This window comes from Lentzea sp. NPDC051838 (assembly GCF_040681245.1).
GTDB lineage: Bacteria > Actinomycetota > Actinomycetes > Mycobacteriales > Pseudonocardiaceae > Lentzea.
Window position 1 is genome coordinate 619,800 of record NZ_JBFAYI010000002.1, and the last position, 14,246, is coordinate 634,045.

The following is a 14,246-nucleotide window of genomic DNA, read 5'->3' on the forward strand; positions in this document are numbered from 1 at the left end:
TGAAAACGTTTACAGGTTCAATTGTCCCGTTGTCATGCGAATTCCGCATGGAACAACTCTTGGCGTAGGGCTTGCGGACAGTTACCGTCCGAATACCTCGGGGACTTGCAGCGCGAGGAGCTGTTGATGCCAGGGTTGCGCAAGGTGTTTCGCGACGCCATGGGCCGGGTGCACTCACTCCGTGTCTTGTCCGCCGCGGGCATGGTGAGTCTCACGAACTTCAAGATGTCCGTGCAGGCGCTGAAAGAGGTGAAGGTCTGGGGGCCGAACGTCACGGCGCTGCGCCGTTCCGTCCGGCTGAACCCTGACGGTGTCGCGGTCGTCGACGAGCGCGGTTCGGTGACGTACCGGCAGCTCGACCGGCGTTCCAACGCGATCGCGCAGGGCCTGCGCGCCTTAGGTGTGCAGCACACGCACATCGTCGCGTTGATGTGCCGCAACCACCGCGGGATGGTCGAGTCGCTGCTGGCGTGCGCGAAGCTCGGCGTGCGGGTGCTGCTGGTGAACACCGGGTTCGGTGCCCCGGTCCTGTTGGACCTCTTTCAACGTGAACGCGTGTCGCTCGTGATTCACGACGAGGAGTTCACCCCGCTGTTCCACCAGTTGCCGCCGTCGATCCCGCGGTGGCTCGCGTGGTCGCGGGACGGACTGGACCGCCGCACCCCGACGCTGGACCAGCTGGTGGCCAAGGCGCCGCGCGGAGAGCTCGAACCGCCGCGCGAGCCGGGTGTGGTCATCCAGCTGACGTCGGGCACCACGGGCATACCGAAGGGCACACCCCGCGAGATCAAGTCTGTGCTCACCGCGTCCGACTTCCTCGACCGCATCCCGATGCACTCCGGCGAGTCGACGTTCATCGCCGCGCCGATCTTCCACTCCGTCGGCTACTCGCACCTGACGCTGGCGATGTCGCTCGGCTCGCGAGCGGTGCTGCAACGCCGCTTCGACCCGCGCAAGACGTTGTGGTCGGTGCAGGGCCAGCGGTGCACGACGATCGTGGTCGTCCCGACGATGCTGCAGCGGATCATGGAGCTGGACCGCACGGTGATCGACATGTACGACCTGTCGCACCTGCGCGTCGTGTTCTGCTCCGGCTCGACGATCTCGACAGACCTCGTGCACCGCACTCAGGCCGTGCTGGGACCGGTGCTCTACAACCTCTACGGCTCGACCGAGGTCGCGGTCGCCACCGTGGCCACGCCGGAGGACCTGGAGGCCGCGCCGTCGAGCGTGGGCATGCCGCCGCACAACTGCATCGTTCGGATCTACGACGAACACGGCGCGCGCATCACCCGGTCGTTCGTGACCGGCCGGATCTTCGTGCGCGGCTCGCTGACCGTCGACCTCTACACGGACGGCTCGGCGAAGGAGAGCATCGACGGTCTCGTCTCGACCGGCGACCTCGGCCACTTCGACCCTTCAGGCCGGCTGTACTTCGACGGCCGCCAGGACGACATGATCGTGTCCGGCGGCGAGAACGTGTACCCGGTCGAGGTGGAGAACCTGCTGATGACGCACTACCGGGTGCGCGACGCGGCGGTGCTCGGCGTGCCGGATCCCGAGTACGGGCAACGGTTGCGCGCCTTCGTGGTGCCGGTCGCCGGTGCGCGGATCGACGTGCGGGAGCTGCGGGAGTTCGTGCGGACCCGGTTGGCGCGGCACAAGGTTCCGCGCGAGGTCGTCGTGGTGCCGAAGCTGCCGCGCAACGCGACTGGGAAGGTGCTGCGGCGTCAGTTGCTGGCGATCCGCCTGGGACCGCAGCAGGCGTCGCAGTAATCGCTTAGGGCGGAACGCACGCCCCTGCCGAACGAGGGGGTTTATTCGGCGTGGGCGTGCGTCCCTGGCTGTAGGTGAGCGCGCGACTCACACCGTCGGGGACTCGGGTGAGCGTGAGTCGCGCGCTCGGTCAGTCACCGCTGCGGGCGGTCGCCGCGGTCGCCGAACGGACCGCGCTGCTCGAAGCGGTCACCGCCGCGGTCACCGCGGTCCGGGCCGCGGTCACCACGCTCGTACATCCGGACGTGACCCGGGCCGCCGCGGTGGTCGTAGCGGTTAGCCGCGATCGCTCCCACGATGCCGCCACCGAGGACGAGACCCAGCAGGCCCACGGCGACCAGCTGGGTGGCGCGGTGCCCGGCGAAACGCCTCGCGCGGCCAGGCCTGGCCGGTGCCGCAGCCGAAGGGATCGGTGCCGCTGGAGATGCCGCCGGGGGTGCTTCTGCCGCTGTGGCCGCCGGCTGGTCCGGGACGGGCTGCTGGTCGGGGACGGTGGGTGCTGCTGTCGCCGCCGGCTGTTCGGGGGCGGGCTGCTGACCAGGCGTGGCCGATGCGTCGGCGGGCAGCGGGGTCGTGGCCTGGTCCGGTGCAGGCTGGGCTGCCTGCGGATCGTTCTGCGACGGCTCCCGCGGTGGAGGCGTCGGTCCCTGCTCGCTCATGTGTTCAACGATGCGCCGTTCGGCTGATAGCAGCCTGACAGCCGCCTGTTCGTTTCCTGAAGGCCGCTCTGGGTGGAGTTCACGATGGGCCGCGAGGCGGTGAAGACGTGCCGCTGGTCGGCGTAGGTCGCGCCGAAGAGCTCGGGATCGAGGTCGCCCGACCACACGAAGTGCAGCGTCGTGCGCGTGCCGTCACGAGCGTCGCGGCGAGCGTAGTGGTCGCGCAGGTCGGCGTACAGCAGGCGCAGTTCGTCCCGGTTGGACTCGGTCAGGTGGACCGGGCATTCGACGATCAGGTCGTGCATCGGAGCTCCCTAACGCGGCGGGCCGGGCCAACAGACTGCTCGCCCGGCCCACCAAGACGCATCCGAAAAACCACTCACTTGCGTCTACGTATGAATCGCGAACGAGGAATGAGGTTGGACGGTGAACGAAAACCACCCGAACGAGTCAACGTCCGCGTAGCCGCCGAAGCCCGACACGTCGTAGTAGCGACCCGCCGGCATCGACGTCTGGAACGACCTGCCCGACACGGCCTGGTCGGAGTCGTTGATGATCACGTAACCGCGGTTGCCCCGGCCGAACGCGATCACGTCGTTCCCGTCGTCCCACCACCCTGTGACGCTCGTGCCGCGCGTTGCGTTCCGGAAGCCGACCATTCCTTCGAACCCGCGGTGCTCGCACAGCCAGGTTGATCCACAAGAGACGTCCGTGATGCGGCCCGACGAGTCCTGGGGCGGCCCCTGGTCGTTGGACGAGTACGCGTAGCCGGACATCAACGCGGGCGTTCCGTACGGCCACGCGAGCATGAACGTGTTCGCTGTCGTGTACCGGCGTCCATCCCGATAGGACAGCGTCGAGCCGTCGCGTTGCGTGTCGTGGTTGTCCACGAACACCACGGCCTGATTGGACGGCAGATAGCCCCAGCCCTCGCCGTAGTTCTTCAGGTACGCGAGCTTCTCGTTGTTGAAGACCCGCTTCAGATCCCGCGCGTAACGGAACTCGTGCACATCACCGTTGCCCGTGTACTCACCGGGCCCGATGGGCTCGCCCGCGCCGTAGATGACCTCTTGCACGATGTACGCGCTACGAGAGAGACGCGACTTGATCGCCGCGATGTCCGCCGCCGGCATGTGCTTCGAAGCGTCCAACCGGAACCCGTCGACACCCAACGACAGCAGGTCGTTGAGGTACGCGGCGATCCGGTCGCGCACATACGTCGTGTCCGTGGCCAGGTCCGCGAGGTTCACGAGCTCGCAGTTCTGGACCTCCCACCGGTCGCCGTAGTTGACGATGTCGTCGTTGCCGTTGCGTCCGCAGTGGTGGAAGTCCCACGACGCGTACGTGCCGGGGTGGTCGTAGTGCGTGTACGGCGACCCGGCCCACCCCGTGCCGCTGCCGCCGGTCGTGTGGTTGATCACGGCGTCGACCAGGACCTTCACGCCCGCGTTGTGGCACGCGGTGACCATCGACGCGAACTCGGCGCGCGTGCCCAGCCGCGACTCGATCTTGTACGAGACGGGCTGGTACTGCGTCCACCACTGCGGGCCCGTCACGTGTTCCTGCGGCGGCGAGACCTGCACGTATCCGTAGTTCGCGAGTCTTGGACACTCGGCGGCGACCGACCGCCAGTTCCACTCGAAGAGCTGAACAATCACGTCTCGGGGGCCTGCAGGAGCCGCCGAGACCACAGGCGCGGAGAGAGCGCCCAGCACCATTGCCAGGACCAACAGTAACCGCATCGGGCCACGCTAAGCAGAAACCGAGTGGACGCGCCAGGTTCGATGGGACCATGGAACTCGTACCGCTTCGCATGGAGTTCGCCGCCCAGATCCTCGACGGTGGCCCGCACGACGCCGAGGTCAGGAAGCTGACCGGCTCGCACGCCACGTTCGAGCTCGCGGACTGCGAGGCGTACATCGAGCGCACCCTGAACGACCCGAACCGCTACACCCGCGCCATCACCGAGGACGGGAAGTTCCTGGGCGAGGTCGTGCTCACGATCAACGAGTTCAACCGGTCGGCCGGCCTGCGGATCTTCCTGAAGGACGGCTTCGGCAAGGGCTACGGCATGATCGCGCTCAAGCACGCTCTCGACCACGCGTTCAACGTGCGCAATCTCCACCGGGTCGACCTGGAGGTGTACGAGTTCAACGAGAGGGCGATCCACGTGTACAAGAAGCTCGGCTTCCGCGAGGAGGGCCGTCTGCGCGACGCCCTGCTCTGGGAGGGCGAGTTCTACGACGCGATCGTCATGTCGGTTTTGAGCACCGATAACATCTGATCCGCAAACCCAAACTTCCAGCTAGGAGTCATCGTGTCCGAGTCGCGCCCAGCAGTCGCCCAGAACCCGCCTCGCGTGGTGGTTCCGGCTGGGACGACGGCGGGCACGGCCGTGCGCGAGGCGGGGCTGCCCGGCAAAGGGTCGGACGCGATCGTCGTCGTGAAGGACGCCGAGGGTCACCTGCGCGACCTGTCGTGGATCCCGCAGGTCGACGTCGAGGTCGAGGCCGTCGCCGCGGACACCGAGGACGGCCGCAGCGTCATCCGCCACTCCGCCGCGCACGTGCTGGCGCAGGCGGTGCAGCAGCAGTTCCCCGAGGCCAAGCTCGGCATCGGCCCGCCCGTGAAGGACGGTTTCTACTACGACTTCCAGGTCGAGAAGCCGTTCACCCCGGAGGACCTGCAGGCGCTGGAGAAGCGCATGAAGCAGATCATCAAGGGGTCGCAGCGGTTCTCGCGGCGCGTGGTCGAGTCGGTCGACGCCGCCAAGCAGGAGCTCGCGAAGGAGCCGTTCAAGCTGGAGCTCGTCGACATCAAGAGCGACGTCGACACCAGCGAGGTCATGGAGGTCGGCGGCGGCGAGCTGACGATCTACGACAACCTCGACCCGCGCACCGGTGAGCAGGTGTGGGGCGACCTGTGCCGCGGTCCGCACGTGCCGACCACCAAGCACATCCCGGCGTTCAAGCTGACCCGCGTGGCCGCCGCGTACTGGCGGGGCAACGAGAACAACCCGCAGCTGCAGCGCATCTACGGCACCGCGTGGGAGTCGCAGGAGGCGCAGGACGCGTACCTGGAGCGGCTGGCCGAGGCCGAGCGGCGTGACCACCGCAAGCTCGGTGTCGAGCTGGACCTGTTCTCGTTCCCGGACGAGATCGGGTCGGGTCTCGCGGTGTTCCACCCCAAGGGCGGCATCATCCGCAAGGCGATGGAGGACTACTCCCGCCAGCGGCACACCGAGGCCGGCTACGAGTTCGTGTACTCGCCGCACATCACCAAGGGCAACCTGTTCGAGACCTCCGGGCACCTCGACTGGTACCGCGACGGCATGTACCCGGCGATGCACCTCGACGCGGAGCTCAACGAGGACGGCAGCGTTCGCAAGCCCGGCCAGGACTACTACCTGAAGCCGATGAACTGCCCGTTCCACGACCTGATCTTCCGCTCGCGCGGGCGGTCGTACCGCGAGCTGCCGCTGCGCATGTTCGAGTTCGGCTCGGTGTACCGCTACGAGAAGTCCGGCGTGGTGCACGGCCTCACCCGCGTGCGCGGCATGACGCAGGACGACGCGCACATCTTCTGCACCCGCGACCAGATCCGCGACGAGCTGAAGTCGCTGCTCACGTTCGTGCTGGACCTGCTGCGCGACTACGGCCTCGACGACTTCTACCTGGAGCTCTCGACCAAGAACCCCGAGAAGTACGTGGGTGCGGACGAGATCTGGGACGAGGCGACCGAGACGCTGGCGTCGGTGGCCCGCGAGTCCGGTCTGGAGCTCGTGCCGGACCCCGGTGGCGCCGCGTTCTACGGCCCGAAGATCTCGGTGCAGTGCCGCGACGCGCTCGGTCGCACCTGGCAGATGTCGACGATCCAGCTGGACTTCAACCTGCCGGAGCGGTTCGAGCTGGAGTACACCGGCCCGGACGGCTCGCGGGTGCGCCCGGTCATGATCCACCGTGCGCTGTTCGGCTCGGTGGAGCGGTTCTTCGGTGTGCTGACCGAGCACTACGCGGGCGCGTTCCCGGCCTGGCTCGCTCCGGTGCAGGTCGTGGGCATCCCGGTGACCAGCGACAACGCCGACCACCTGTTCGCGTTGCGCGAGGTGCTGCGCAAGAAGGGCATCCGGGTCGACGTCGACGCGTCGGACGACCGCATGCAGAAGAAGATCCGCAACCACACCATGCAGAAGGTGCCGTTCATGCTCCTGGCCGGTGCCAAGGACGTGGAGGCGAACGCGGTGTCGTTCCGGTTCCGCGACGGCACGCAGATCAACGGCGTGCCGGTCGAGCGGGCTGTCGAGCAGATCGTCGACTGGGTCGCGCGCCGGGAGAACGCGTCGCCCACGGCGGAACTGCTCTCGTGACGCCTGAGTTTTCGGAACAGGACGGTGTCGGGGTCCACGACGCATTGCAGCGTTTGTGGACCCCGCACCGCTTGTCTTATGTGAAGGGCGAGGGCAAGGCACTCGGTGATGAACCCGAGGGCTGTCCGTTCTGCCGCGTTGTCGAGCTGGACGACTCGGCGGGGCTGATCATCGCGCGCGGTGCCGAGGTCTTCGCTGTTTTGAACCTTTACCCGTACAACCCGGGTCATCTGATGGTGCTGCCGTATCGGCATGTACCGGACTACACGGATCTCACTCTGTCGGAGACCGCGGAGTTCGCCGCGTTCACGCAGAAGGCGATGCGGGTGGCGCGGCACGTGGCGGCACCGCACGGGTTCAACGTCGGTATGAACCAGGGTGTCGTCGCGGGTGCCGGGATCGCCGCACATCTGCACCAGCACGTGGTGCCGCGATGGGGCGGGGACGCGAACTTCATGCCGGTCATCGGGCACACGAAGGTGCTGCCGCAGCTGCTCGGGGAGACCCGTGACCTGCTGGCGGAGGGCTGGAAGGCCGTCGACTGACCAATCACGCATTCGCTAAACACGGCGTTTAGCGAACTGTGTGATTGAAAGCCGTACCAAATTCGTGGACAAAAGAGTGACAAAAACCACCCACGTTGTCCTGACTGGACAATCTGGTTGGTTTCCAGGTGGCACGGAATAGCTTCCGTTACAACTTTCGGGTGTTTCTAGTCAACCGATCGAGACGTATCGCCAGCACAAAGCGATTCCAGGTAGGTGAGATCACCCACCTGGAGGTGTCAACTGCGAGTCAAGTCCCCGCCGATGGCCGATCGTCTATGCGTGCACAGATGGTTACGGTGCGAACATGACCGCACCTGAGCGTTCGCGATTAGCGAGAGAACGGCTTTCGCGTGAGTTACGCCGGTTGCGCACCGAGGCGAAGATGACCGGCACGGCCACCGCCCGTGCCACCGGGATGAGCCAGTCAAAGCTGTCGAAGATCGAGAACGGCATGCTGCTCCCGTCCGTCACCGACGTGGAGCGTCTTGTCGCGGAACTGGCCGCGACGAGAGAGACGCGCATCGAACTGGTCGAACTCGCCAGGTCGCTGCACGCGGAGGCGGAAACCCGTCGCGTCGTGCTGCACCGAGGAGCGCACCGCCACCAGCAGACGATCAGCCGCGTGGAGGCCCGCGCCGCGACATCGAGGTTCTTCCAGGTCAACCTGGTGCCTCAGTTGTTGCAGTCCGAGCCCTACCTGCGGATCGTGCTGGGGACGATGCCGCAGTCGGAGCAGGAGGCCGCGGTGGCCGCCCTGCGCATCCGGCGTACCCGGATGGACGATCTGGCGAAGCAGTTCGTGTTCTTGATGTCCGAAGGCGCGTTGCGTTGGCGGATGGGTTCGCCGGAGCTGATGGCGGAACAGGTCGAGCACCTGGCCGCGATCCAGCGCCGCCCGAACGTCCGCCTGGGTGTCGTGCCCTTCTCGGCGGACGCGAACGTGGTCGCCCTGCACGGATTCCACATCTACGACGAACGCGTGGTCACGGTCAGCGTGCTCACCGGCAACGCCACCATCACCGACCCGCTGGACGTGCGCGAGTACCTCGCGTTGTTCACCAAGTTGGAGAGGCTGGCGGTGCGCGGCGAGGAGCTGCAGGCGCTGTTGAAGAGAATCGCCGAGGATCACCGGCGACTCGGTTAGAGGGGTTTCGCGCGCGGGTGCTGTCAATCACCGGACGGCGCTCGCCTGCATCCCGCGAGCAGCGTGTTTCACCAGTCCAGCTAGGCTGCGACACGCCATGCTGAACATCTTCGCTCGCGCGTCCGTCTCGCGCGTCACCGATCCGATCGGGGCGTGGCTGCTGGCGCGTGGCCTCACTCCCAACGCCGTCACCGTGGTCGGCACGGCCGGTGCGGTGGCCAGTGCGCTGTGGTTCATCCCCCGCGGGCAGCTCTTCCTCGGCTGCGCTCTCGTCACGTTCTTCGTGCTGCTCGACCTGATCGACGGGGCCATGGCCCGCGCGCAGGGGCCTACGAAGTTCGGTGCCGTGCTCGACGCCACCTGCGACCGGATAGCGGACGGGGCGTTGTTCGCGGCGCTCACCTGGTACGCGTTCGACACGGGCAACAGGTGGACCGCCGCGGCCGGGTTCATCTGCCTGGTCGCCTCGCAGGTCATCTCGTACGTGAAGGCGCGCGCCGAGGCGTCCGGGCTCTCCGCGGACGGCGGCCTGGCCGAGCGCGCCGAGCGGTTCATCGTCGCGCTGGTCGGCGCGGGTGTGCAGGGGCTCGGCGTGCCGCACCTCATGGCGATCTCGCTGTGGCTGCTGGCGGTCATGACGGTGGCGACGGTGCTGCAGCGGATCCTCGCCGTGGCGAAGTCCGCGCGGGAGGCCGCGTGAACCTCGCGACCCTCGGGTACACGGCCGGGTGGCGGCTCATCCGTCTCCTGCCGGAGAAGGTGGCGCGGGCGTTGTTCAACGCCGGTGCCGACTTCGCCGCGAAACGAGGAGGTGCGGGCGTGGCACAGCTGCGCACGAACCTGCGCCGGGTCGTGCCGCAGGCGGGCGAGGAAGAGCTGGACGAGCTCGTGCGGGACTCGTTGCGGTCGTACGCGCGCTACTGGTGCGAGGCGTTCCGGCTGCCGTCGATGGACCTGCGCGCCGCCTACGAGAAGTGCGACTCGCAGGTGTCCGGCGTGGAGAACCTCGACGCGGCCCTGAAGGACGGCACCGGCGCGGTCATCGCTCTTCCGCACAGCGGCAACTGGGACATGGCCGGCGTCTGGCTCGTGGGCCACTCCGGCACGTTCACCACGGTCGCGGAACGGCTCAAGCCCGAGTCGCTGTACCGGAAGTTCGTGGAGTTCCGCGAGACGCTCGGCTTCGAGGTGCTGCCTTTGAACGGCGGCGACCGTCCACCCGCGACGGTGCTGGCCGAGCGGCTGCGGTCGAACAAGGTCGTGTGCCTGCTGGCCGACCGCGACCTGACGTCGTCCGGCGTGCCCGTCACGTTCTTCGGCGAGCAGACCCTGATGCCCGCGGGCCCCGCGCACCTGGCGCACACGACGGGTGCCGCGCTGATGCCCGTCGGCTGCTGGTTCACCGAGGACGGCTGGCACTTCCGCATCCACCCGCCGATCAAGGTGAGCACGGTCCAGGCCGCCACCCAGGCCGTCGCCGACGTGTTCGCCGCCGACATCGCCGCCCACCCGGCCGACTGGCACATGCTGCAGAAGCTCTGGCTCGCCGACCTGCCCGCGAGCCGTCGCGAGGCGTTGGCGCGGAGGCTCTCGCGGTGAAGGTCGGGATCGTCTGCCCGTACTCCTTCGACGTGCCAGGGGGAGTGCAGGCCCACGTCGTCGACCTCGCCCGCGCGCTGATCTCGCTCGGGCACACCGTGAACGTCCTCGCTCCCGCCGACGACGACCAGTCGCTGCCTTCGTTCGTGACGTCCGCCGGTCGCGCGGTCGGCATCCCGTACAACGGCTCCGTGGCCCGGCTGTCCTTCGGCCCCGTCTCGTACGCGCGGGTCCGCCGCTGGATCGACGAGCACCAGTTCGACGTCCTGCACCTGCACGAGCCCACCGCGCCGTCGCTGTCGTTCCTGGCGCTGATGGTCGCCGACGGCCCGATCGTCGCCACCTTCCACACCTCGACGCCGCGCTCCAAGATGCTGTCGGCGTTCCAGGGCGTGCTGCAGCCGTTCCTGGAGAAGGTCACGGCACGCATCGCGGTGTCGGCGCTGGCCCGCCGCGTCCAGGTAGAGCACCTCGGCGGCGACGCGGTCGAGATCCCGAACGGCGTCGACGTCGACTTCTTCGCCTCGGCGTCCACTTTGGACGGCTACCCGCGTCCCGGCGGCACGATCGGGTTCGTGGGCCGCTACGACGAGCCGCGCAAGGGCATGCCGGTGTTGTGGGAGGCCTTCGGGCTCATCGCCGCCGAGTTCCCGGACCTGCGTCTGCTGGTCGTGGGGCGCGGCGAGACTTCGTTCGACGGGCCTTTTGCCTCTCGCGTCGACCTGCTCGGCCAGGTCGACGACGTCGAGAAGGCCCGGATGCTGCGGTCGGTGGACGTCTACGTGGCGCCGAACACCGGCGGCGAGTCGTTCGGCATCATCCTCACCGAGGCGATGTCCGCCGGCACCGTGGTGGTGGCTTCGGATCTGGACGCGTTCCGGCGGGTGCTGGACGACGGCAAGGCGGGCGTGCTGTTCCCGGTGGGCGACGCGGCTGCGCTGGCTGAGGCGTTGCGGTCGGTGCTGCGGGACAGCGCTTTGCGGGCCGAGTACGTCGACCTCGCGAACCAGCGGGTCCAGGCCTTCGACTGGTCGGTGGTGGCGTCGCAGGTGCTGCGGGTGTACGAGACGGCGATCGCCGCCGATCCGCGCAGGGTGAGCGAGGCATGACCACCGCGCTCGTCGTTGTCGTCCTGGCACTTCTGCTGTCCGCCTGGATCCTGGGCATCGCCAACCGCCTCGACCGCCTGCACGTCCGCACCGACGCCGCCTGGGCCGCCCTGGACGCCGCTCTCGCCCGCCGAGCCGTCGTCACCCGCGCCCTGCTCGACCCCGCGCTGTCTGCGGCCGCTTCCCGCGCCGAGTCGGCCTCTCGTGCCGAGCGTGAACTGGCCGAGAACGAGCTCTCCGGCCTGCTCGGCGCCCTGGACCGCTCCACCCTGGCCCCCGCGCTCAACGCCGAGCTTGCGGACGCCGAGGAACGAGTCGTCCTCGCCCGCCGCGTGCACAACGACGCCGTCCGCGACACCCTCCTCCAACGCCGCCGCCGCATCGTCCGCTGGCTGCGGCTGTCCGGCACCGCACCCCAACCGTCGTACTTCGAGATCGCCGAGCCCGCGGCCCCGTCCGACGCGGTCATGCTCACCCCGCGCCCGTCGGCCCGCGTGTTGCTCACGGATTCGATGGGCCGAGTGCTGCTGTTCCAGGGTTTCGACCCGGCCCGCCCTCAGGAGCTCTTCTGGTTCACCGTCGGCGGCGGCGTCGAGGACGGCGAGGAACTGCGCGACACGGCCATTCGCGAGGCCTTCGAGGAAACCGGTCTGAAGCTCGCGCCGGATTCGCTGGTGGGCCCGATCTGGCGCCGCCGCACGGTGTTCAGCTTCGACGGCGAGACCTTCGACGCGGAGGAGTGGTTCTTCCACGCCGCGGTCGACGGCCTGGACGTCGACACCTCGGGCTTCAACGACGTCGAGGAGCACAGCATCTCCGCGTTCCGGTGGTGGAGCGCGCAGGAGCTGGAGTCCACTGAGGACACCATCTACCCGGTGCAGCTGGCCGAACTCCTACCTGCCATCACCGCGGAGTGGGACGGCCAGACCCGCACGGTGCGGTAGGCCTAGTCCTGCTTGCGGCCGGAGCCGGAGCGCGCGGAGGCGACCACGAGGATGAACGCGAGGAGCGCCACCACCGCGATCGGCACGCCCACCAGAGCGGGCACCGGTGAGCCCTCGATCGTCGGCAGCATCACGCCGAGAGCGATCACCACGGCACTGACGATGCAGATGACTTTCTGACGAGGGCTCACGGTGCCGCCTCCTCTGGCCTAGCCCTGGCTCGCTTCGGCGACGCAGCCGGCGATGTTGGCGTTGGTGATTCCCGCGGCGGCGAGGATGCAGAGAAGGCATCCGGTACCGGCCGACACCACACACGCGGCTGAGCAGGCAACGGCGATCGCGGTCACGACGGCCCAGCCTATCCCAAGGCTCGCGAGGCAGTCGTTGAGCCGACTCCAGAATCCGTCGGAAGCGGCGGCGAAAGCGACAGGCGGAGCGGCGTCGGACTCTCGAACCTGTCCGTCGGCGGTGGTGATTTTGTTGAGCGCCAGTTCGCCGTTGTTCCAGACGGTCACGTGTGCGGAATTGTCGGCGGCGCCGGTGATGAGCATTTCGGTGGTGAACAGGACCGCACCGCTGCCCGGATCGAAGGTGACTCCGAGGACGCTCGGCCTGGCCAGGCTCGGCCCCGCCAGCGGCAACCTCAGGATCGACGGGCCGCCGCCCTTGGACGTGTAGGCCGTCGCCGACTCCGCGTCGAACCTGGCCCCGTTCGGCAGATGCGCCCTGACCTGGCCGGATGCGATCGCCTGTCGCGCCCTGCCGGTCAGCTCCGCGGCGAGGCCGGCACCGGCCTGGTCGAACTCCTCCGCGAAGACCTGGGAACTCCTGTCCAGCTTCTCCATGGTGGCCGAGACCTCGCCGGGAACGTCGGCGGGCGCCGTTTTCGCGGTCGCACCGGCCGTCCCGAACGCCACTCCCGTCGCCAATGCGATCGCCACGCTCAGCGCGCGGCACAATCCTCGGTGGTGAAACAACGACTTCATCTCGCGACCCCCCGGTTCGCTTTGCCGTGAATGCTCGGCAATTTTTGGCGAACCGGGGGGCGGCGATGGGGCACTTCGTGTTTTTTACCCACCTTCGGGTGAACTTGGGTGAAGCTAGACCGCTTGGATGATTGATGAGCCGTAGGCGTCGCGCGTCTTGTCCTTCTCGTCGTGCATCAGGTAGAGCGCGAAGTTGTCGACGCCGATCTCCTTGAGCTCCTGCAGCCGCTCGACGTGCGCGGACTCCGGGCCCACCAGGCAGAAGCGGTCGACGATCGTGTCCGGCACGAAGTCGGTCGAACGGTTGCCCGCCTTGCCGTGGTGGGAGTAGTCGTAGCCCTCGCGGTCCTTGATGTAGTCGGTCAGCGCCTTGGGCACCGCGCCGGAGTCGCCGTAGCGGGCCACGAGATCCGCCACGTGGTTGCCGACCATGCCGCCGAACCAGCGCAACTGATCCCGCTGATGGGAGAGATCAGTTCCGACGTAGGCGGGGGCGGCCACGCACATCGTGATCGCGGACGGGTCGCGGCCGGCGGCAGCGGCTGCTTCCCTGACCGAGCCGATGGTCCAGCGGGCGATGTCCGGGTCGGCGGTCTGCAGGATGAAGCCGTCGGCCTGCTCGCCGACCATCTTCAACGCGCGCGGACCGTACGCGGCCATCCACATTTCGAGCTTTCCGTTGCGCACCCAAGGGATCTGCACCGCTGTGCCGTGGTGCTCGACGGAACGCCCCTCGGCCAGTTCCTTGATCACGTGCATCGCGTCGCCCAACGTCGCCAGCGAGGCGGGCTTCTGGCCGATCACGCGGCGGGCCGAGTCGCCCCGGCCGATGCCGCAGACCGTGCGGTTGCCGAACATGTCGTTCAGCGTCGCGAAGAGCGATGCCGTCACCGACCAGTCCCTTGTGGACGGATTGGTGACCATGGGGCCGATGATCAGGTCGCGCGTGGCGGCGAGGACCTGGGAGTAGATGACGAACGGCTCCTGCCACAGCACGCAGGAGTCGAACGTCCAGCCGTAGCGGAAGCCGCAGTCCTCGGCGGCGCGGAGGCCGTCCACCACGTCCCGCGCCGGCGGGTCGGTCTGCAGCACGATGCCGAAGTCCACGGAATGCG

General features: G+C 68.0%; 15 protein-coding genes. 9 read left to right on the top strand and 6 right to left on the bottom strand.

Annotation, left to right across the window (positions count from 1 at the left end; genetic code table 11):
* Nucleotides 1-126: 126 nt before the first annotated feature.
* Nucleotides 127-1,776, top strand: coding sequence for an AMP-binding protein (locus AB0M24_RS08950; RefSeq protein ID WP_363762934.1), 1,650 nt, complete (start codon nt 127-129; stop codon nt 1,774-1,776).
* Between the two features lie 134 nt (nt 1,777-1,910).
* Here the strand turns inward: AB0M24_RS08950 and AB0M24_RS08955 are convergent, their stop codons facing one another.
* The 3 genes from AB0M24_RS08955 to AB0M24_RS08965 all read right to left on the bottom strand — a co-directional run bounded on the left by AB0M24_RS08955 (nt 1,911) and on the right by AB0M24_RS08965 (nt 4,177).
* A complete protein-coding gene (locus AB0M24_RS08955; protein ID WP_363762937.1) occupies nt 1,911-2,435 on the bottom strand; it encodes a hypothetical protein in 525 nt (174 codons plus the stop codon).
* On the bottom strand, nt 2,432-2,740 hold the full coding sequence (locus tag AB0M24_RS08960) for a hypothetical protein (RefSeq protein WP_363762940.1): 309 nt from the start codon (nt 2,738-2,740) through the stop codon (nt 2,432-2,434). Before AB0M24_RS08960 ends, AB0M24_RS08955 begins: the two co-directional genes overlap by 4 nt.
* 84 nt (nt 2,741-2,824) lie before the next feature.
* Nucleotides 2,825-4,177 (bottom strand): alpha-amylase family protein, encoded by a 1,353-nt coding sequence (locus AB0M24_RS08965; RefSeq protein ID WP_363762943.1) that lies wholly within the window; start codon nt 4,175-4,177, stop codon nt 2,825-2,827.
* A gap of 50 nt (nt 4,178-4,227) precedes the next feature.
* Here AB0M24_RS08965 and AB0M24_RS08970 point away from each other — a divergent pair, with 50 nt between their 5' ends.
* From AB0M24_RS08970 to AB0M24_RS09005, 8 genes are all read left to right on the top strand, one after another.
* Entirely contained in the window at nt 4,228-4,719 is a 492-nt protein-coding gene (locus AB0M24_RS08970; protein ID WP_363762946.1) for a GNAT family protein, read from the top strand.
* Between the two features lie 75 nt (nt 4,720-4,794).
* A complete protein-coding gene (gene thrS / locus AB0M24_RS08975; protein ID WP_363763078.1) occupies nt 4,795-6,801 on the top strand; it encodes a threonine--tRNA ligase in 2,007 nt (668 codons plus the stop codon).
* Complete coding sequence (locus AB0M24_RS08980) at nt 6,798-7,346, top strand: HIT domain-containing protein (RefSeq protein ID WP_363762949.1); 549 nt, start codon at nt 6,798-6,800, stop codon at nt 7,344-7,346. The genes thrS and AB0M24_RS08980 overlap by 4 nt, the downstream gene beginning before the upstream one ends.
* 307 nt (nt 7,347-7,653) lie before the next feature.
* The gene (locus AB0M24_RS08985) at nt 7,654-8,493 is read left to right on the top strand and encodes a helix-turn-helix transcriptional regulator (RefSeq protein WP_363762952.1); all 840 of its coding nucleotides are present in this window, start codon (nt 7,654-7,656) and stop codon (nt 8,491-8,493) included.
* Nucleotides 8,494-8,590: 97 nt separating this feature from the next.
* Nucleotides 8,591-9,193, top strand: coding sequence for a phosphatidylinositol phosphate synthase (gene pgsA / locus AB0M24_RS08990; RefSeq protein ID WP_363762955.1), 603 nt, complete (start codon nt 8,591-8,593; stop codon nt 9,191-9,193).
* A complete protein-coding gene (locus AB0M24_RS08995; protein WP_363762957.1) occupies nt 9,190-10,092 on the top strand; it encodes a phosphatidylinositol mannoside acyltransferase in 903 nt (300 codons plus the stop codon). The genes pgsA and AB0M24_RS08995 overlap by 4 nt, the downstream gene beginning before the upstream one ends.
* Nucleotides 10,089-11,201 carry a glycosyltransferase family 4 protein gene (locus AB0M24_RS09000; RefSeq protein WP_363762960.1) on the top strand — a complete coding sequence of 371 codons (1,113 nt, stop codon included), beginning with the start codon at nt 10,089-10,091 and terminating at the stop codon, nt 11,199-11,201. The genes AB0M24_RS08995 and AB0M24_RS09000 overlap by 4 nt, the downstream gene beginning before the upstream one ends.
* A complete protein-coding gene (locus AB0M24_RS09005; protein WP_363762963.1) occupies nt 11,198-12,145 on the top strand; it encodes an NUDIX domain-containing protein in 948 nt (315 codons plus the stop codon). Before AB0M24_RS09000 ends, AB0M24_RS09005 begins: the two co-directional genes overlap by 4 nt.
* 2 nt (nt 12,146-12,147) lie before the next feature.
* Here AB0M24_RS09005 and AB0M24_RS09010 read toward each other — a convergent pair whose 3' ends face one another.
* The 3 genes from AB0M24_RS09010 to AB0M24_RS09020 form a co-directional block, all read right to left on the bottom strand.
* Nucleotides 12,148-12,336, bottom strand: a complete 189-nt coding sequence (locus AB0M24_RS09010; RefSeq protein ID WP_363762966.1) for a hypothetical protein — start codon at nt 12,334-12,336, stop codon at nt 12,148-12,150.
* Nucleotides 12,337-12,354: 18 nt separating this feature from the next.
* Nucleotides 12,355-13,131: a hypothetical protein gene (locus AB0M24_RS09015; RefSeq protein ID WP_363762968.1), complete on the bottom strand. Its 777-nt coding sequence runs from the start codon at nt 13,129-13,131 to the stop codon at nt 12,355-12,357.
* A 114-nt stretch (nt 13,132-13,245) separates the two neighbouring features.
* Nucleotides 13,246-14,238, bottom strand: coding sequence for a TIGR03842 family LLM class F420-dependent oxidoreductase (locus tag AB0M24_RS09020; RefSeq protein WP_363762970.1), 993 nt, complete (start codon nt 14,236-14,238; stop codon nt 13,246-13,248).
* Nucleotides 14,239-14,246 lie beyond the last annotated feature (8 nt).